Annotated in this window: 18 protein-coding genes; 11 read left to right on the top strand and 7 right to left on the bottom strand. The window is 68.0% G+C overall.

All coding sequences use genetic code 11. The features are described from left to right. The first annotated feature begins 40 nt into the window (after nt 1-40). The 5 genes from folP (at nt 41) to CYU59_RS05840 (ending at nt 3,095) form a co-directional block, all read left to right on the top strand. Complete coding sequence (gene folP / locus CYU59_RS05860; RefSeq protein ID WP_292980456.1) at nt 41-865, top strand: dihydropteroate synthase; 825 nt, start codon at nt 41-43, stop codon at nt 863-865. Continuing rightward, nucleotides 862-1,896, top strand: coding sequence for a glucosyl-3-phosphoglycerate synthase (locus CYU59_RS05855; protein ID WP_292980233.1), 1,035 nt, complete (start codon nt 862-864; stop codon nt 1,894-1,896). Before folP ends, CYU59_RS05855 begins: the two co-directional genes overlap by 4 nt. A 15-nt stretch (nt 1,897-1,911) precedes the next feature. Further along, nucleotides 1,912-2,253 (top strand): DivIVA domain-containing protein, encoded by a 342-nt coding sequence (locus CYU59_RS05850; RefSeq protein ID WP_292980229.1) that lies wholly within the window; start codon nt 1,912-1,914, stop codon nt 2,251-2,253. Then, complete coding sequence (locus CYU59_RS05845; protein WP_292980226.1) at nt 2,240-2,824, top strand: DNA-3-methyladenine glycosylase I; 585 nt, start codon at nt 2,240-2,242, stop codon at nt 2,822-2,824. Before CYU59_RS05850 ends, CYU59_RS05845 begins: the two co-directional genes overlap by 14 nt. A gap of 103 nt (nt 2,825-2,927) precedes the next feature. After that, nucleotides 2,928-3,095 carry a DUF3117 domain-containing protein gene (locus CYU59_RS05840; protein WP_003406247.1) on the top strand — a complete coding sequence of 56 codons (168 nt, stop codon included), beginning with the start codon at nt 2,928-2,930 and terminating at the stop codon, nt 3,093-3,095. 34 nt (nt 3,096-3,129) lie between these two features. Here CYU59_RS05840 and glgA read toward each other — a convergent pair whose 3' ends face one another. Then, a complete protein-coding gene (gene glgA, locus CYU59_RS05835; protein WP_292980453.1) occupies nt 3,130-4,293 on the bottom strand; it encodes a glycogen synthase in 1,164 nt (387 codons plus the stop codon). Between the two features lie 168 nt (nt 4,294-4,461). On the opposite strand from glgA, the gene glgC reads away from it, so the two are divergent. After that, entirely contained in the window at nt 4,462-5,676 is a 1,215-nt protein-coding gene (gene glgC, locus CYU59_RS05830) for a glucose-1-phosphate adenylyltransferase (RefSeq protein WP_292976846.1), read from the top strand. 90 nt (nt 5,677-5,766) lie between these two features. On the opposite strand, the gene CYU59_RS05825 is transcribed toward glgC, so the two are convergent. The 4 genes from CYU59_RS05825 to CYU59_RS05810 are packed head-to-tail and all read right to left on the bottom strand — an operon-like array spanning nt 5,767 to nt 9,618. Then, the gene (locus tag CYU59_RS05825) at nt 5,767-6,441 is read right to left on the bottom strand and encodes an isoprenylcysteine carboxylmethyltransferase family protein (RefSeq protein WP_292976845.1); all 675 of its coding nucleotides are present in this window, start codon (nt 6,439-6,441) and stop codon (nt 5,767-5,769) included. A gap of 12 nt (nt 6,442-6,453) precedes the next feature. Further along, nucleotides 6,454-8,088 carry an ABC transporter permease gene (locus CYU59_RS05820; protein ID WP_292976844.1) on the bottom strand — a complete coding sequence of 545 codons (1,635 nt, stop codon included), beginning with the start codon at nt 8,086-8,088 and terminating at the stop codon, nt 6,454-6,456. Then, nucleotides 8,085-8,990, bottom strand: a complete 906-nt coding sequence (locus CYU59_RS05815; protein WP_292976843.1) for an ABC transporter ATP-binding protein — start codon at nt 8,988-8,990, stop codon at nt 8,085-8,087. The genes CYU59_RS05820 and CYU59_RS05815 overlap by 4 nt, the downstream gene beginning before the upstream one ends. Beyond that, a complete protein-coding gene (locus CYU59_RS05810) occupies nt 8,977-9,618 on the bottom strand; it encodes a TetR family transcriptional regulator (RefSeq protein WP_292976842.1) in 642 nt (213 codons plus the stop codon). Before CYU59_RS05810 ends, CYU59_RS05815 begins: the two co-directional genes overlap by 14 nt. Before the next feature lie 107 nt (nt 9,619-9,725). Here CYU59_RS05810 and CYU59_RS05805 point away from each other — a divergent pair, with 107 nt between their 5' ends. After that, the gene (locus CYU59_RS05805) at nt 9,726-10,415 is read left to right on the top strand and encodes a type 1 glutamine amidotransferase domain-containing protein (RefSeq protein WP_292976841.1); all 690 of its coding nucleotides are present in this window, start codon (nt 9,726-9,728) and stop codon (nt 10,413-10,415) included. 3 nt (nt 10,416-10,418) lie between these two features. Here CYU59_RS05805 and CYU59_RS05800 read toward each other — a convergent pair whose 3' ends face one another. Beyond that, nucleotides 10,419-11,075 (bottom strand): O-methyltransferase, encoded by a 657-nt coding sequence (locus tag CYU59_RS05800; protein WP_292976840.1) that lies wholly within the window; start codon nt 11,073-11,075, stop codon nt 10,419-10,421. Between the two features lie 199 nt (nt 11,076-11,274). On the opposite strand from CYU59_RS05800, the gene sigE reads away from it, so the two are divergent. The 4 genes from sigE (at nt 11,275) to tatB (ending at nt 14,618) form a co-directional block, all read left to right on the top strand. After that, nucleotides 11,275-12,039, top strand: a complete 765-nt coding sequence (gene sigE / locus CYU59_RS05795; RefSeq protein ID WP_292976839.1) for an RNA polymerase sigma factor SigE — start codon at nt 11,275-11,277, stop codon at nt 12,037-12,039. Between the two features lie 105 nt (nt 12,040-12,144). After that, nucleotides 12,145-12,618 carry an anti-sigma E factor RseA gene (gene rseA, locus CYU59_RS05790; RefSeq protein ID WP_292976838.1) on the top strand — a complete coding sequence of 158 codons (474 nt, stop codon included), beginning with the start codon at nt 12,145-12,147 and terminating at the stop codon, nt 12,616-12,618. A gap of 84 nt (nt 12,619-12,702) precedes the next feature. Then, complete coding sequence (locus CYU59_RS05785; RefSeq protein WP_292976837.1) at nt 12,703-14,205, top strand: trypsin-like peptidase domain-containing protein; 1,503 nt, start codon at nt 12,703-12,705, stop codon at nt 14,203-14,205. Further along, nucleotides 14,205-14,618: a Sec-independent protein translocase protein TatB gene (tatB, locus tag CYU59_RS05780; RefSeq protein ID WP_292976836.1), complete on the top strand. Its 414-nt coding sequence runs from the start codon at nt 14,205-14,207 to the stop codon at nt 14,616-14,618. Before CYU59_RS05785 ends, tatB begins: the two co-directional genes overlap by 1 nt. Nucleotides 14,619-14,621: 3 nt before the next feature. Here the strand turns inward: tatB and CYU59_RS05775 are convergent, their stop codons facing one another. After that, complete coding sequence (locus tag CYU59_RS05775) at nt 14,622-15,278, bottom strand: DUF5642 family protein (protein WP_292976835.1); 657 nt, start codon at nt 15,276-15,278, stop codon at nt 14,622-14,624. Between the last annotated feature and the right edge of the window lie 11 nt (nt 15,279-15,289).

The following is a 15,289-nucleotide window of genomic DNA, read 5'->3' as shown; positions in this document are numbered from 1 at the left end:
TCTGTGCGGTCGCCCGGTGAGCGACGAGCGCGCATTGATCATGGCCATCGTCAACCGCACCCCGGACTCGTTCTACGACCGCGGCGCGAATTTCGCCGATGACGCCGCCCGGGCCGCCGTGCACCGGCTGGTCGCCGAGGGCGCCGACGTGATCGATGTGGGTGGCGTCAAAGCGGGCCCGGGGGAGCGCATCGACGCGGACGCCGAAGTCGCCCGGGTGGTGCCGTTCATCGAGTGGTTGCGCGACGCCTACCCCGACCAACTGATCAGCATCGACACCTGGCGTTCGGAGGTGGCGCGGCTGGCCTGCCGGGCCGGCGCGGACCTGATCAACGACAGCTGGGGCGGCTATGATCCCGCGATGCCCGAGGTAGCGGCCGAATTCGGCGCCGGCCTGGTGTGCTCGCACACCGGGGGCGCACGGCCGAGAACCCGCCCGTTCCGGGTCAGCTATGGGACCACCGTCCGCGGCGTCGTCGACGACGTGATCGGCGAAGTCACCGCCGCGGCCGAACGGGCCGTCGCCGCCGGGGTGGCTCGCGACCGGGTTTTGCTCGACCCGACCCACGACTTCGGCAAGAACACTTTTCACGGGTTGGCGCTGTTGCGGCACATGGAAGATCTTGTTAACACCGGGTGGCCGATTTTGATGGCGTTGAGCAACAAAGATTTCGTCGGGGAGACTCTTGGGGTGGACCTGACCGAACGTCTGGAGGGAACCCTGGCCGCCACCGCGCTGGCAGCGGCGGCGGGAGCCAGAATGTTCCGGGTGCACGAGGTCGGGCCGACCCGACGGGTGTTGGAGATGGTGGCGTCGATCCACGGGCAACGCCCGCCGGCGCGCACCGTGAGAGGACTGGCATGACGGCATCTGAGCTGGTCGATCTCGCCGCCGAGGGGGCACTGGCCGCCTCGCCGGGCGATGTCTGGCTGGCCGACCGTAGCTGGACCCGTCCGCAGTGGACGGTCGACGAGCTGGAAGCGGCCAAAGCCGGCCGGACCATCTCGGTGGTGTTGCCTGCGCTCAACGAGGAAGACACCGTCGAGTCGGTCATCGAGAGCATCTCGCCGCTGGTCGGCGGGCTGGTCGACGAGCTGATCGTGCTCGACTCCGGATCCACCGACGACACCGAGATCCGGGCCATTGCCGCCGGCGCGCGCGTCGTCACCCGCGAGCAGGCCCTGCCCGAGATCGCCCCCCGCCCGGGCAAGGGCGAGGTGCTGTGGCGGTCGCTCGCGGCCACCAGCGGCGACTTCGTGGTCTTCGTCGACTCCGACCTGATCGAGCCGCATCCGATGTTCGTTCCGCGGCTGCTCGGCCCGCTGCTCACCGAGGACGGCATTCACCTCGTCAAGAGCTTCTACCGGCGCCCGCTGAACATCGGCGACGCCCAGGACGCCAGCGGCCGCGAGGGCGCCACCGGGGGTGGGCGGGTCACCGAGCTGGTGGCCAGGCCGCTGCTGGCTGCGCTGCGACCGGAACTGGGCTGCGTCCTGCAACCGCTGGGCGGTGAGTACGCGGCGTCCCGCGAGCTGCTGACCTCGGTCCCGTTCGCGCCGGGCTACGGCGTCGAGATCGGCCTGCTGGTCGACACCTACGACCGGCTGGGCCTCGACGCGATCGCCCAGGTCAATCTCGGTGTGCGGGCCCACCGCAATCGGCCGCTGGCCGAGCTGGGGCCGATGAGCCGACAGGTGGTTGCGACCCTGCTGTCGCGGTGCGGCATTCCCGACTCCGGCGTCGGCCTGACCCAGTTCTTCGTCGACGGCCCGGACGGGATGTCTTTCACCCCGCGGTACTCGACGGTGTCGCTGGCCGACCGGCCGCCGATGAACACCGTTAAGCCCGTGGCGGTCGGGCGCCGCCACACCTGCACGGAACCGTCGGACCGATAGGGCAATATCGACGCCGTGGCGTTGGTGTTGCTCTACGTGGTGGTTCTGATCCTGGTGGCGATCGTGCTGTTCGGGGTCGCCACGCTGCTCTTCGGCCGTGGTGAGCCGCTGCCGCCGCTGCCCCGTGGGACCACGCCGACCGTGCTGCCGGCCTCCGGCGTGACCCGCGGCGACGTCGAGGCCGTCAAGTTCACCCAGACCCTGCGCGGATACAAGACCAGCGAGGTCGACTGGGTGCTGGACCGGCTCGGCCAGGAGCTCGACCTGCTGCGCGGTCAGCTGTCGTCGGTGCATGCCGCCGCCGTGAACGAGGAATCGCGCGACGAGGCTGAGAATGACCCCGATGACGACGACTGACGACGGGCTGGTCCGCTGCGACTGGGCGATCGGTAAGCCTGGCAGCGCCGATTTCGAGCTCTATCGCGACTACCACGACCACGAGTGGGGCCGGCCGTTGCACGGCCAGGTCCCGCTGTTCGAGCGGATGAGCCTCGAGGCCTTTCAGAGCGGCCTGTCCTGGCTGATCATCCTGCGGAAGCGGGCGAATTTCCGGAAGGCGTTCGCCGGGTTCAAGCCCGCGAAGGTCGCCCGGTTCACCGATGCCGACATCACCCGGTTGATGGCCGACGAGGGCATCGTCCGCAACCGGGCGAAGATCGAGGCGACCATCGCCAACGCGCGGGCCGTCGCGGACCTCGACGTCGACCTGTCGGAGTTGCTGTGGTCGTTCGCGCCGGCCCGCCGGGCGCGGCCCGCGACGCTGGCCGACGTCCCCGCCGTCACGCCGGAATCCACCGCCATGGCACGCGAATTGAAGCGCCGCGGCTTCAAATTCGTCGGCCCCACGACGGCCTATGCGCTGATGCAGGCGACCGGGATGGTCGACGATCACCTACAGGCGTGCTGGGTGCCCGGCACGGTCGCTTGAAACGCCGAGCCGGAGGTCATGTGCACCTATTCGCGCGGATAAGGAACAATGGTCTGGTGAATGTGCAGTTGACGGGCCAGCTCGAATCTGGAGGGAGCGCTCGATGGCGGCGATGAAGCCCCGGACCGGTGACGGTCCACTGGAAGCGACGAAGGAGGGGCGCGGCATCGTGATGCGGGTACCGCTGGAAGGCGGTGGCCGGCTCGTTGTCGAGCTGACACCCGACGAAGCCGCTGCACTGGGCGACGAACTCAAAGGCGTCACCAGCTAGATCCCGCCGCATCACCCGCACGCGACGTCAGGTGTCACGCGCACACCTTCTGGTAGATCTCCAACGTCTGTTGCGCGATCTGGGCCCAGGAAAACTCGGCAATGCAGCGCTGTCGTCCCGCCTGGCCGTAGCGCGCCGCCCGCTGCGGATCGGCGACCACCGCGTTGACCCCGGCGGCGAGCCGGGCCTGATAGCCGGCCGCATCGTCCGGGTCGTAGTGCACCAGCGCACCGGTCACCCCGTCGTCCACCACCTCCGGTATGCCGCCGACGTCCGAGGCGACCACAGCGGTGCCGCAGGCCATCGCTTCCAGATTCACGATACCCAGTGGCTCGTATACCGACGGACACACGAAAGCCGTTGCTGCCGAGAGTATCTCGCGAATCTTACCGATCGGCAACATCTCCCTGACCCAGAACACCCCACTGCGTGCGGCGGCCAGCTCGGCGACTCCGGCACTGACCTCCGCGGCGATCTCCGGGGTGTCGGGCGCCCCGGCGCACAACACCAACTGCACGTCGGGCGCGAATTCGTGGGCCGCCGCCAGCAGGTGTGACACGCCCTTCTGCCGGGTGATCCGGCCGACGAACGCGACGATCGGCCGGTTGAGGTCCACACCGAGCTCAGCGAGCACCGACTCGCCGGGTAGCGGCGGGGCCGGGTACCAGACTTCGGTGTCGATTCCGTTGCGTACGACGTGAACTCGGCCGGGGTCGACGCCTGGGTAGACCCGCAACACGTCCTCACGCATGCCCGAACTGACCGCGATCACCGCGTCGGCGGCGTTCACCGCGGTCTGTTCGACCCACGACGAGATCCGGTAGCCGCCGCCGAGCTGCTCGGCCTTCCACGGGCGCAGCGGCTCCAGCGAATGCGCCGTCAGCACGTGCGGAACACCGTGCAACAGCGACGCCAGGTGCCCGGCCATCCCGGCGTACCAGGTGTGGCTGTGCACCACGCCGGCGTCCGCGGCGGCGGCGGCCATCACCAGATCCGACGACAGGGTGGCCAGCGCCGGATTGGCGCCCCGCAGTTGGGTGTCGGGTTGATAGGCGAACGCCCCGGGCCGCGGCGCACCCATGCAGTGCACGTCGACCTGGCACAGGTTGCGCAGTTGCGCGACGAGCTCGGTCACGTGGACTCCGGCGCCGCCGTAGACTTCCGGCGGGTACTCCCGAGTCATCATCGCCACTCGCATACCCGGCACCGTAGTAGTCACCGGCGTAGTGCGCAGGGGCCGACCCCCTGCCAGAATGTGACCGGCGTCTCTTTGTAGAGATCGAATTTTGTTGATGGACAGTCCCGCAGCGTGGGTATTCCCCGGTTTGATCTGGCAGGGGTTCGCGACGGCCGTTAGGTTTGATGCATGAGGGAAGCACCGCACGTGCTGGGCATCGTCCTGGCCGGGGGTGAGGGCAAACGGCTGTACCCGTTGACCGCCGACCGCGCCAAGCCCGCGGTTCCCTTCGGCGGCGCATACCGGCTGATCGACTTCGTGCTGTCGAATCTGGTGAACGCCCGCTATTTGCGGATCTGCGTTCTCACGCAGTACAAGTCGCATTCACTCGACCGCCACATCTCGCAGAACTGGCGGCTGTCGGGATTGGCCGGCGAATACATCACCCCGGTTCCGGCTCAGCAGCGACTCGGCCCGCGGTGGTTCACCGGCTCGGCGGACGCGATCTACCAGTCGATGAACCTGATCTACGACGAGGATCCGGACTACATCGTGGTTTTCGGTGCCGACCACGTCTACCGGATGGACCCCGAGCAGATGCTGCGTTTTCACGTCGAGAGCGGGGCCGGGGCCACGGTGGCCGGTATCCGGGTGCCGCGCGCGGAGGCCAGCGCCTTCGGCTGCATCGACGCCGACGAGTCCGGCCGGATTCGCAGCTTCGTCGAAAAGCCCCCCGACCCGCCGGGAACGCCCGACGATCCCGAGGCGACCTTTGTGTCGATGGGCAACTACATCTTCACCACCAAGGTTCTGATCGACGCGATCCGAGCCGACGCCGACGAGGACAACTCCGACCACGACATGGGCGGTGACATCATTCCGCGGCTGGTGTCCGACGGGATGGCCGCGGTCTACGACTTCAACGACAACGACGTGCCGGGCGCCACCGAACGCGACCGCGGATACTGGCGCGACGTCGGGACGCTGGACGCGTTCTACGACGCGCACATGGACCTGGTGTCGGTGCACCCGGTGTTCAACCTCTACAACAAGCGCTGGCCGATCCTCGGCGCGTCGGAGAACCTGCCGCCGGCCAAGTTCGTCAACGGCGGCTCGGCCCAGGAGTCAGTGGTGGGAGCGGGCAGCATCATCTCGGCTGCCTCCGTGCGCAATTCGGTGCTGTCGTCCAACGTCGTGATCGACGACGGGGCGATCGTCGAAGGCGCCGTGGTCATGCCGGGCGCGCGGGTCGGCCGCGGCGCCGTGGTGCGCCACGCGATCCTCGACAAGAACGTCGTCATCTTACCCGGCGAGATGGTCGGGGTGGACCTGGAGAAAGATCGCGAGCGTTTCGCGATCAGCGCCGGCGGCGTGGTCGCCGTGGGCAAGGGCATCTGGATCTAGCGTCGCCCGTCTGCCGCGAAACAGCAGCCATGGTCAAGGGACGGCCGGTTTCGCGACCGCTGCTGCTGTTTCGCGACCCCGGTCACGACGTCACCACACGTAGGGCACCAACCGGTAGCGCACCCGCTGGGTGTATTCGCGGTAGCCGGCCAGCTCCTGGTTCAGCAGGTCCTCTTCGTCGCGGATGCGCAACACCAGCACCAGCACCCCGGGGACCAGGAGGAAGAAGTCCCAATAGGTGCCGAGCGCCAGCGGGATGCCCAGCATCAGCACCACGTTGCCGGTGTACATCGGGTGTCGGACCAGCCCGTACAGTCCGGTCGACACCAGCGTCTGCCCGGTCTCGACGGTGATATTGGCTGCGGCGTAACCGTTTTGAACAATGACCAGCATCGCCATGCCGAGCCCGGCCGCGACCAGCACGTCGCCGACCACCGACAGCGCCACCGGCATCGACGACCAGCCGTATCGGTGATCGAGACCGCCGACCACGAACGACAGCGGGAACGCGATGAAGATGACGGTGATGAGAATCCGCTGCAGGGGCCGGGCCTCGGCGGTGGGCCCGGCTCGCATGCGCCGTTCGAGTGCCGCGGGATTGGTGCGGCTCAGGTAGACGATGGGGATCCAGGTGATCAGGGTGAACACTCCCAGAAACGCCCAACCCTGCCAGTAGTGTGTGGTTCCGGCCGGTATGAACAGCATCAGCCCGAATGCGACCAAGCCCAGAACAGCTGAGAGTGCGCCTTTGGCAAGGGTTTTCATGACGTCCTCCCGCTACGCCTGGATGTCCCGGCGGCGGAAGGCCGCTAGGCCCAGTGCGAGCAGCGCGGCGTCGATCGTCAGCAGGGCGAGCAGGGGCGCGGGTGTGAATGTGTCGCCACCGACCAGCGGGATGTGGGCGAACGGCTCCAGGTCGAGCACCCACTGCGGGAAACCGGACAACTCGCCGATCAGGTAGAGCGCGACGAACCCGGTCAGCACGCCCCACGCCACCGAGCTGAAACGTGGTGCCAGCCCGAACAACACGACGGTCAGCGCAGCGGGCAGCCACACGGCCGGCAACTGAACCAGCGCGGTGCCGACCACCATCGGGAGCTTGCCGCCGACATCGTGTGCCGCGACGCCGTAGGTCAGCCCCGCGACCCCGCCGGCGATCACGATCGCGGTGGCCGATCCGACCAGTGCGATCACCAGATGTCCGGTCAGCCAGCGACTTCGGCTCACCGCCCCGCTCAGCAGCGTCTCGGCCCGCTGGCCGGTCTCTTCCTGGTGCAGCCGCAGGATGAGCGAGACGGCGAACGCGGCGGCCATCATGCCCAGCATGCTGAATGCGGCGGCCACGAATGCCTGTTCCAGCACCTTGGTACCGCCCATCCGCACGACGATGTCGCGCGCGGTGTCGCCGCCGAGCTCGTCGCCGATGCCGTGGACGATGCTGCCGATCAGCGCGCCGTAGAGGCACAGGCCAACCGTCCAGAGCAGCAGGGCGCCGCGGTCCAGCCGCCAGGCCAGCCCGAAAGCGCTGCGCAACAACGTCGTAGCGCTGGAAGGGCCCGGGCGTTCGGCGATCAGCCCGGCGCCGACGTCACGGCGGGCGAGCAGCCGGTACGCCAGCGCGGTCAGCAGCGCCGCCGTCGCCAGATGCAGCACCAGCACCCACCACCGATCGCCGGCGTAGGGACGGACCTGCAGCGACCAGCCCAGCGGCGAGAGCCACGACAGTGCGGCCGACCCGGCGTCACCTGCGGCGCGCAACGTGAAAGCCGTTGCCAGCACGGCGAATGCGGCGCCACGGCCGAACCGCGCACTCGTCGACAGTTGAGCGGTCACCGCGGCGACCGCGGTGAACACCAGACCCGAGCAGGCCAGCGCCGCGCCGAAGGCCAGCGAACCGTGCGGCGGGACGTCGGTGCCCAGCAGTCCGGCCGACCCGATCAGACCGGTGCACAGCGACCCTCCGAACGACAACAGCAGCGCCGCGGTCAGGCTGGCGTAGCGGCCGACGGCGGTCGAGTCGATCAGTTCGGCGCGACCGGTTTCCTCGTCGGCGCGGGTGTGGCGGATGACGGTCAGGATCACCGCCACACCGATCAGCACATGGAACATGCCGGCTTTCCAGATGCCGGTCGCACCCAGGCTGTCGTTGTAGATGTTTCCGTACAGTGCCCGCTGCGCCGGGCTGGCCATGATGGTGGCGGCGAAGCCGGCGCGCGCCGCCTGGTCCGGGTAGACCTTCTCGATGCCGCCGATGTAGACGGTTGCCAGCGGTGTCGACAGCAGGAGCACCCAGAGCGGCAGCACAATCCGGTCGCGGCGCAGATAAAGCCGGAGCATGCCGAGGGTTCCGGTGAACGCCGACGCATGTGAAGGCGCCTCGTGCACTCCGCGTTCCAGCGTCGCGGTGCTCATGAGCGCGCCAGTTCGCGCTGGCCGTCGGCGCCGTAGTGCCGCATGAAGAGTTCCTCGAGCGTCGGCGGCTGACTGACCAGGCTGCGCACCCCGGTGTCGCCGAGTACCCGGATCAGTTCGCCGAGGCCTTCGCTGTCGACCTGGGCGTGCAGCGTGGTCCCCTGGTAGCTGACGTCCTCCACACCGCGGATGCGGGTGAGGTCGCCGGGGTCGCGCAGCAGTTCGGCGGTGATCGTCGTCCGGCTCAGGTGCCGCATCGACTCCAGTGTCCCGCTTTCGACCGTCTTGCCGGCGCGGATGATGGTCACCCGCTCACGCAGTCGCTCGGTTTCCGCGAGGATGTGGCTGGACAGCAGGACGGTGGCGCCGCGATCGCGGGCCTCGGCGACGCATTGCTGAAAGATGTTCTCCATCAACGGGTCCAGGCCGCTGCTCGGCTCGTCGAGCAGCAGCAGTCGCGCCCGCGACGAGAAGGCCGAGATCAGCGAAACCTTCTGCCGGTTTCCCTTGGAGTACGTCCGCGCCTTCTTGGTCGGATCGAGTTCGAACCGCTCGATCAGCTCGGCGCGCCGGTGCTCGTCGATACCGCCGCGCATGCGGGCCAGCAGGTCGATGGTCTCGCCGCCGGTCAGATTCGGCCACAGCGTGACATCGCCTGGTACGTAGGCGATCTGACGATGCAGTTCGACCGCGTCGGCCCAGGGATCACCGCCGAGCAGGCGTGCCGTTCCGCTGTCGGCCTTCACCACGCCGAGCAGCACCCGGATCGTCGTCGACTTCCCGGCTCCGTTGGGCCCGAGGAAACCGTGCACCTCGCCCTCGTGCACCGTCAACTCCAGGCCGTCGAGCGCCCGGGCCTTGCCGAACGCCTTTCTCAGGTCGTGAATCTCAATGGGATGCATCGCCTTCTCCTTCCGCTTGGGCCAGAAATGCGTCATACATGTGGCTGTCGGTCATCAACCCATCGGTGTACAGCTCGAGTGCGGGCAGCACCATGTCGTCGGCGTAGTCGCGCAGCACCGCCCGCAGATCGGTTGGGGTTTCATGCATCTGGATGTAGAGCAGGAATCCGCCGCCACCGGTGATCGCCAGGTATTTTGCCCGGGCGGCCGGGTCGCGACTGGGCTTCAGGATCCCGGTCTTCACACCCTCGTCCAGGTAGCTTTTGGTGTTGTCGATCATGTTGCGCCACAACGTCTTCGCCAGCTCGCCGCCGGACTGCATGCTGCGCACCAGATACGCCATCATCGGCGCGTACTCCTCGATCTCGGCCATCGCGGCGAACCAGGTCGCCGGGTCGCTGGAGTTCATCGCCTCGGACTTGCCGGTGCGGATCTCCTCTGCGACGTAGTCGTCGCAGGCCTTGCGCAGGCCGTCCTTGGACCCGAAGTGATGGATCACCAGCGCGGCGCTCACCCCGGCCGTCTCGGCGATCGAGCGCAACCCGACGGCGAAGCCCTCGTCGCCGAACCGTTCGATCGCCGCATCGCGGATCCGCGCCACGGCGGTGAGATCGTCGGCTGAACGCATGTTCAAGACACTAAACACTCGTTTAGTGACGTGTCAAGGGCGGACCGGTCACGAATTCATCGACGCGGTGGTTGGCAAAACCGGGGTGGTAGGGAAACCCTTGACGCATGACCAAGCGCATCGTGCACGTCGTCAGCAACGTCTCGCACTACGACGACCCGTCCGAGCCGACGGGACTGTGGCTCTCCGAACTGAGCCACGCCTACGAGGTGTTCGCCAAGGCCGGCTACCAGCAGACCATCATCAGCCCGAAGGGTGGTCGTTCACCGCTGGAGCCGCGATCGGTGAAGTTCCCGAACTACAACAGGAGCGCGAAAGCGTGGAAGTCCGACGACCGCAAGATGATGCTGCTGCACCGGACACCCTCGCCGGAGGAGATCGACGGGCAGGAGTTCGACGCGATCTACTTCACCGGCGGCCATGCGGTGATGTTCGACTTCCCCGATAGCGCAGGCCTGCAATGCATCACCCGCGAGATCTTCGAGAGCGGCGGTGTCGTCTCCTCGGTCTGTCACGGCTACTGCGGGCTGCTCAACACCACGCTCTCGGACGGATCGCATTTGGTCGCCGGGCGAAAGCTCACCGGGTTCGCCTGGTCGGAGGAGGTGCTGGCCAGGGTCAGCAAGCTGGTGCCCTACAACGCCGAGGAAGAGATGAAAAAGCGCGGCGCGCAGTACGGCAAAGGCCTGATTCCTTTCGCCCCGCACGTCGTCGTCGACGGGAGACTGGTCACCGGCCAGAACCCCGGCTCGGCGAAAGCGACCGCCAAGAAGGTGGTCGCGGTGCTGGAGAGCTGAACGTCAGTCGCGAACGGCGGCCAGCAGGCCGTCGCCGAGCGGCACCAGGGCCGGGGTGAGCAGCTCGTTCTCGGCGATCAGCCGCGCGGCCTCACGGACCGCCGCCACCTGGGCGTCGTGCGCCGCCGGGTCACCGGCTCGTCCGCCCGCAGCCGCGCCGTGCACCACGATCACGCCCCCGGAGCGCAGCAGCCGCACACCTTCGACGACGTACTCGGGCTGGTCGAGCGGGTCGGCGTCGATGAAGACCAGGTCATAGGAGTCGTCGGCCAGCCGGGTCAGGACTTCCTGGGCCCGGCCCCCGATCAGCCGGGTGCGCGACGGGCCGATGCCGGCGTCGGAGAACGCCTCCTTGGCGATCCGCTGGTGCTCCGGCTCGATGTCGATCGTGGTCAGTACGCCGTCGTCGCGCATCCCGGACAGCAGCCACAAGCTGCTCACCCCGGCGCCGGTGCCGACCTCGACAACGGCCTTGCCGCCGCTGAGTTTCGCCAGCAGGCTGAGCAGCGCCCCGACGGCCGGCGTGACGGCGCCGGCGCCGATGTCGGCGGCTCGCTCGCGGGCCGCCAGCAGGACGCTGTCTTCGGAGATCGAGCCCTCGGCGTGCGCCGCGAGCGACTCGGCCCGACTCGTCCCGGGTGTGCGGTCGGTCGTGGCCATGGCGTGAGCGTAAGTCCAACCCCCGGCGCCCGCGATCAGGCGCGCCCGATACCCGCCCGGCGACACGCGTGAGCGATCGTCGTGATCGAAACGTGATGTGACCGATATGACCAGCGCAACGGGGGTTTCGGCGCCGTTCTCAGTGAAAGCTCAGTGCGGTCATATCCCGCACATACGCCGATAGACGACGGTATCTTTCATGGAGCGTGGTGGCCGCTGGTCCGGGAATACATCCCGTTTTTTTCGCGTTGCGCGCGGGTATGAACTGTCCAACATTGATGGCAGTCTCAACCCCGAGGATGTTGACATAACCACCTTGATGAGCCCGTCCAGCATGACGCACCCCGAGCGGTACCGCGATGCTGACTGGGTCGAGCCCGCGGAGGAGCCGTACGGCACCGCGGTGTTCGACGCGACCGGCGACAAAACCGCCATGCCGTCCTGGGACGAGCTGGTGCGCCAGCACGCCGACCGGGTCTACCGGCTGGCGTATCGCCTGTCCGGAAACCAGCACGACGCCGAAGACCTGACCCAGGACACCTTCATCCGGGTTTTCCGCTCGGTGCAGAACTACCAGCCCGGCACCTTCGAGGGCTGGTTGCACCGCATCACCACCAACCTGTTCCTGGACATGGTGCGCCGTCGCGGCCGGGTCCGGATGGAGGCGCTGCCCGAGGATTACGACCGGGTGCCGGCCAACGACCCCAACCCCGAAGAGATCTACCACGACGCACACCTCGGGCCTGACCTGCAGGCGGCCCTGGATTCGCTGCCGCCGGAGTTCCGCGCCGCGGTGGTCCTGTGTGACATCGAGGGACTGTCCTACGAGGAAATCGGCGCCACGCTCGGGGTCAAGCTCGGCACCGTCCGCAGCCGCATCCACCGCGGACGGCAGGCGCTGCGCGACTATCTGGCGACGCACGCGGACACGACCGCTGCGGCCGACGGCGGCGGCAGAGGCTAGACACACGCTGCCTGATCGGCTGTTCAGTGGTGTTCGGTATTCGGTCGGCGCGCTACATTCGACGTAGTGCCGCGACACCTGACGCGATACCGAGAGGAGCTGGTGATGGTCGAGCGGGGACATGTGTTCCGCCGAGCCTTCTCCTGGTTGCCCTCCCAGTTCGCTTCGCAGAGCGATGCGCCGGTGGGCGCGCCGCGGCAATTCGGCTCCACCGAGCACCTCTCGATCGAGGCCATCTCGGCGTTCGTCGACGGGGAACTGCGGATGAACGCTCATCTGCGCGCCGCGCATCACATCTCGCTGTGCCCGGAATGTGCCGCCGAGGTGGACGGCCACCGTCGGGCCCGCGCCGCCCTGCGCGACTCGCACCCGATCAGGATCCCCAGCTCACTGCTCGGGTTGTTGTCGCAGATTCCGCACTGCCCGCCCGAGGACGAGCCGGACCACCAGCCCGACGGCCAGTGGCGCGACACCGCGGCGCGGCGACACAGTGACCCGCCGCCGGAACGCCGCCGACCGGAGACGATGCGTGACCGATTCACCGACGGCAACAGGCGCGATCGCCCAGAGCCTCGGTAGGGTGGATAGCAATTTGGCCAAGCCGGTGCGCGACGCCGTGCCCGAATCCACAGCGCTTGCCCTGGGCGCTCGGAAGAGGATGACGTGACCTCTGATCAAGACAGCAACGGCGCCCCCCGGCTGGCGCCGCGTCCGGTGTCCCGGCCGCCGGTCGACGCCGCGACGGGTCAGGCCTTCGGCCGTCCCGACGGGGTACACGGCTCGTTCGTCGCCGAGCGGGTTCGGCCGACGAAGTTCCGCGACTCCGGTGAATTCACGCCACAGACCGCGCCGGCCGATCCGGTCCTCACCGAGGCCTTCGGCCGACCCTTCCCCGGCGGCGACTCCCTGCAGCGGCACCCGGCCGACGCGGGCGCGCTCGAGGACGGCAAGGCCGGCGACGAGCTCGAAGATCCCGAAGACCCGTGGCGCGACCCGGGTGCGGCCGCCGCTCTCGGCGACCCGGCGATCACCAAGTCCGGCGCATCGGGCGGCGAAGCGGTCCGCGACGTGCTCGGGGTGCGCGACGTGCTGTTCGGCGGACGGGTGTCCTACCTCGCGTTGGCGGTGCTCGCCGTGCTGGCGCTGCTGATCGGGTTGGTCGGCGGTGTGGTCGGACGCAAGACCGCGGAGGTCGTCGAGGCCTTCACCACGTCGAAGGTGACTCTGTCGACCAACGGCAACAGTGAGGCTCCTGCCGGCAGGTTCGCCAAAGTGGCTGCCGCAGTGGCAGATTCGGTGGTCACCATCCAGTCGGTGTCCGACCAGGAAGGCATGCAGGGGTCGGGCTTCGTGGTCGACGGCCGCGGCTACATCGTCACCAACAACCACGTCATCTCCGAGGCGGCCAACAACCCGAGCCAATTCAAGACCACGGTGGTGTTCAACGACGGCAAGGAAGTGCCCGCACACCTGGTGGGCCGCGACCCCAAGACCGACTTGGCCGTGCTGAAGGTCGACAACGTCAACAACCTCTCGGTCGCCAAGCTCGGGGACTCCGACAAGGTTCGCGTCGGTGACGAGGTGCTTGCCGCCGGCGCCCCGCTCGGCCTGCGCAGCACCGTCACGCACGGCATCATCAGCGCGCTCCACCGCCCGATTCCGTTGTCGGGGGAGGGTTCTGACACCGACACCGTGATCGACGGCATCCAGACCGATGCCTCGATCAACCACGGAAACTCCGGTGGTCCGCTGATCAACATGGACTCTCAGGTCATCGGCATCAACACCGCCGGCAAGTCGCTGTCCGACAGCGCCAGCGGACTGGGCTTCGCGATTCCGGTCAACGAGGCGAAAGTCGTTGCGCAGACCCTGATCAAGGACGGCAAGATCGTCCACCCGACGCTGGGGCTGAGCGCCCGGTCGGTGAGCAACGCCATCGCGCAGGGCGCGCAGGTCGCCAACGTCAAGGCCGGCGGTCCCGCCGAAAAGGGCGGCGTGAAAGAGAACGACGTGGTGGTCAAGGTCGGCAACCGCGGGGTGGCGGATGCCGACGAGTTCGTGGTCGCGGTGCGGCAGTTGACCGTTGGGCAGCCCGCCCCGATCGAAGTGGTCCGCGACGGTCGCCACGTCACGCTGACGGTGACCCCGGGGCCGGACGGCGGCTAATGTTCGCCAATGTCGGCTGGGGCGAGATCCTGGTCCTCATCGTCGTCGGCCTGGTCGTCCTGGGGCCCGAGCGTTTGCCCGGTGCCATCCGGTGGATGTCGTCATCGCTGCGGCAGGCCCGCGACTATCTGAGCGGGATGACCACCCAACTGCGCGAGGACATGGGCCCGGAGTTCGACAACCTGCGCGAGCCGCTCTCGGAGTTGCAGAAGCTTCGTGGCATGACGCCGCGGGCGGCGCTGACCAAGCATCTGTTCGACGGGGACGACTCGTTGTTCCGCAGCTTCGAAGAACGGCCGATCAACGGCACGCCGGCTACACCGTCGCCGAACGGGCCGGTGGTGCAACCGATCACGGCGCATCAGGCGAAGCCCGCCACCGGTCCGGCGCCGTATGACACCGACGCCACCTGAAGCTCAGCCGCGCACAGCGGCGGTGGCCTTGACCAGAAGATCCGACAGCAGCTGCTGGGGGTGGAGGTCGTCTTCGGCGCCACCCAGGACGGCGATTGATGTCTGGTCGCTCAGCGCGGCCGTGAAGACGTACCCGCCGGGTGACTTGTCGGTGGCAGGCTTCAGCCTCAACCCTGTGGTCGTGACGCCCGCGATCTGAGGCGCGGGCACAGCTTCGGCTGTTCCGGTCGATTCGTCAGACCCGGACATCGCGACATGACCACAGCCTGCCGGCGGTGGACTGACCGAAACCGGATGTGGCAATCGCAGTGCGACGATGAAGAATTCACCTCGATCACCCTCCGCGCTCAGTATCGCGGCCTGGGCGCCCACCACCGGCTCGACATAGGACGGGATGACAAGCGCCCGACACTGTGGCGGATCGTAGGTGGCTTTGGTGAAGGGGATGATGCGCGCGTTGTCGATGTCGTCCTGGGTCAGGGTCGTCGGCGGGCTCGGCGCCGTCTTGAAGGCGGCGGGCACGTCGTTCTTGACGTTGTTGACGCGGGAGATGTCGTACTGCTCGGTGCTGCTACTCGACGACGACCCCGCCTGGGCGGCGGACGGCTTCGACTCGTGCGACCCGCCGCAGGCGCTGGCGGATGCGGCGACCAAGGCCAACGCGGTGAGTG

The sequence above is a fragment of the Mycobacterium sp. genome, from assembly GCF_002863225.1.
In the GTDB taxonomy this organism is placed as follows: domain Bacteria; phylum Actinomycetota; class Actinomycetes; order Mycobacteriales; family Mycobacteriaceae; genus Mycobacterium.
The sequence above is the reverse complement of the archived record's forward strand: the minus strand, read 5'-3'. Positions and strand labels throughout refer to the sequence as shown.

Excerpts from the sequence above, each read along its gene's own strand:
- CYU59_RS05805 (WP_292976841.1), top strand. The coding sequence starts at position 9,726 with ATGACCAAGCGCATCGTGCACGTCGTCAGCAACGTCTCGCACTACGAC.
- tatB (WP_292976836.1), top strand. The coding sequence starts at position 14,205 with ATGTTCGCCAATGTCGGCTGGGGCGAGATCCTGGTCCTCATCGTCGTC.
- sigE (WP_292976839.1), top strand. The coding sequence starts at position 11,275 with ATGGAGCGTGGTGGCCGCTGGTCCGGGAATACATCCCGTTTTTTTCGC.
- glgC (WP_292976846.1), top strand. The coding sequence starts at position 4,462 with ATGAGGGAAGCACCGCACGTGCTGGGCATCGTCCTGGCCGGGGGTGAG.
- CYU59_RS05845 (WP_292980226.1), top strand. The coding sequence starts at position 2,240 with ATGACGACGACTGACGACGGGCTGGTCCGCTGCGACTGGGCGATCGGT.
- CYU59_RS05825 (WP_292976845.1), bottom strand. The coding sequence starts at position 6,441 with ATGAAAACCCTTGCCAAAGGCGCACTCTCAGCTGTTCTGGGCTTGGTC.
- CYU59_RS05855 (WP_292980233.1), top strand. The coding sequence starts at position 862 with ATGACGGCATCTGAGCTGGTCGATCTCGCCGCCGAGGGGGCACTGGCC.
- CYU59_RS05800 (WP_292976840.1), bottom strand. The coding sequence starts at position 11,075 with ATGGCCACGACCGACCGCACACCCGGGACGAGTCGGGCCGAGTCGCTC.
- CYU59_RS05820 (WP_292976844.1), bottom strand. The coding sequence starts at position 8,088 with ATGAGCACCGCGACGCTGGAACGCGGAGTGCACGAGGCGCCTTCACAT.
- CYU59_RS05815 (WP_292976843.1), bottom strand. The coding sequence starts at position 8,990 with ATGCATCCCATTGAGATTCACGACCTGAGAAAGGCGTTCGGCAAGGCC.
- folP (WP_292980456.1), top strand. The coding sequence starts at position 41 with ATGGCCATCGTCAACCGCACCCCGGACTCGTTCTACGACCGCGGCGCG.
- glgA (WP_292980453.1), bottom strand. The coding sequence starts at position 4,293 with ATGCGAGTGGCGATGATGACTCGGGAGTACCCGCCGGAAGTCTACGGC.
- CYU59_RS05840 (WP_003406247.1), top strand. The coding sequence starts at position 2,928 with ATGGCGGCGATGAAGCCCCGGACCGGTGACGGTCCACTGGAAGCGACG.
- rseA (WP_292976838.1), top strand. The coding sequence starts at position 12,145 with ATGGTCGAGCGGGGACATGTGTTCCGCCGAGCCTTCTCCTGGTTGCCC.
- CYU59_RS05810 (WP_292976842.1), bottom strand. The coding sequence starts at position 9,618 with ATGCGTTCAGCCGACGATCTCACCGCCGTGGCGCGGATCCGCGATGCG.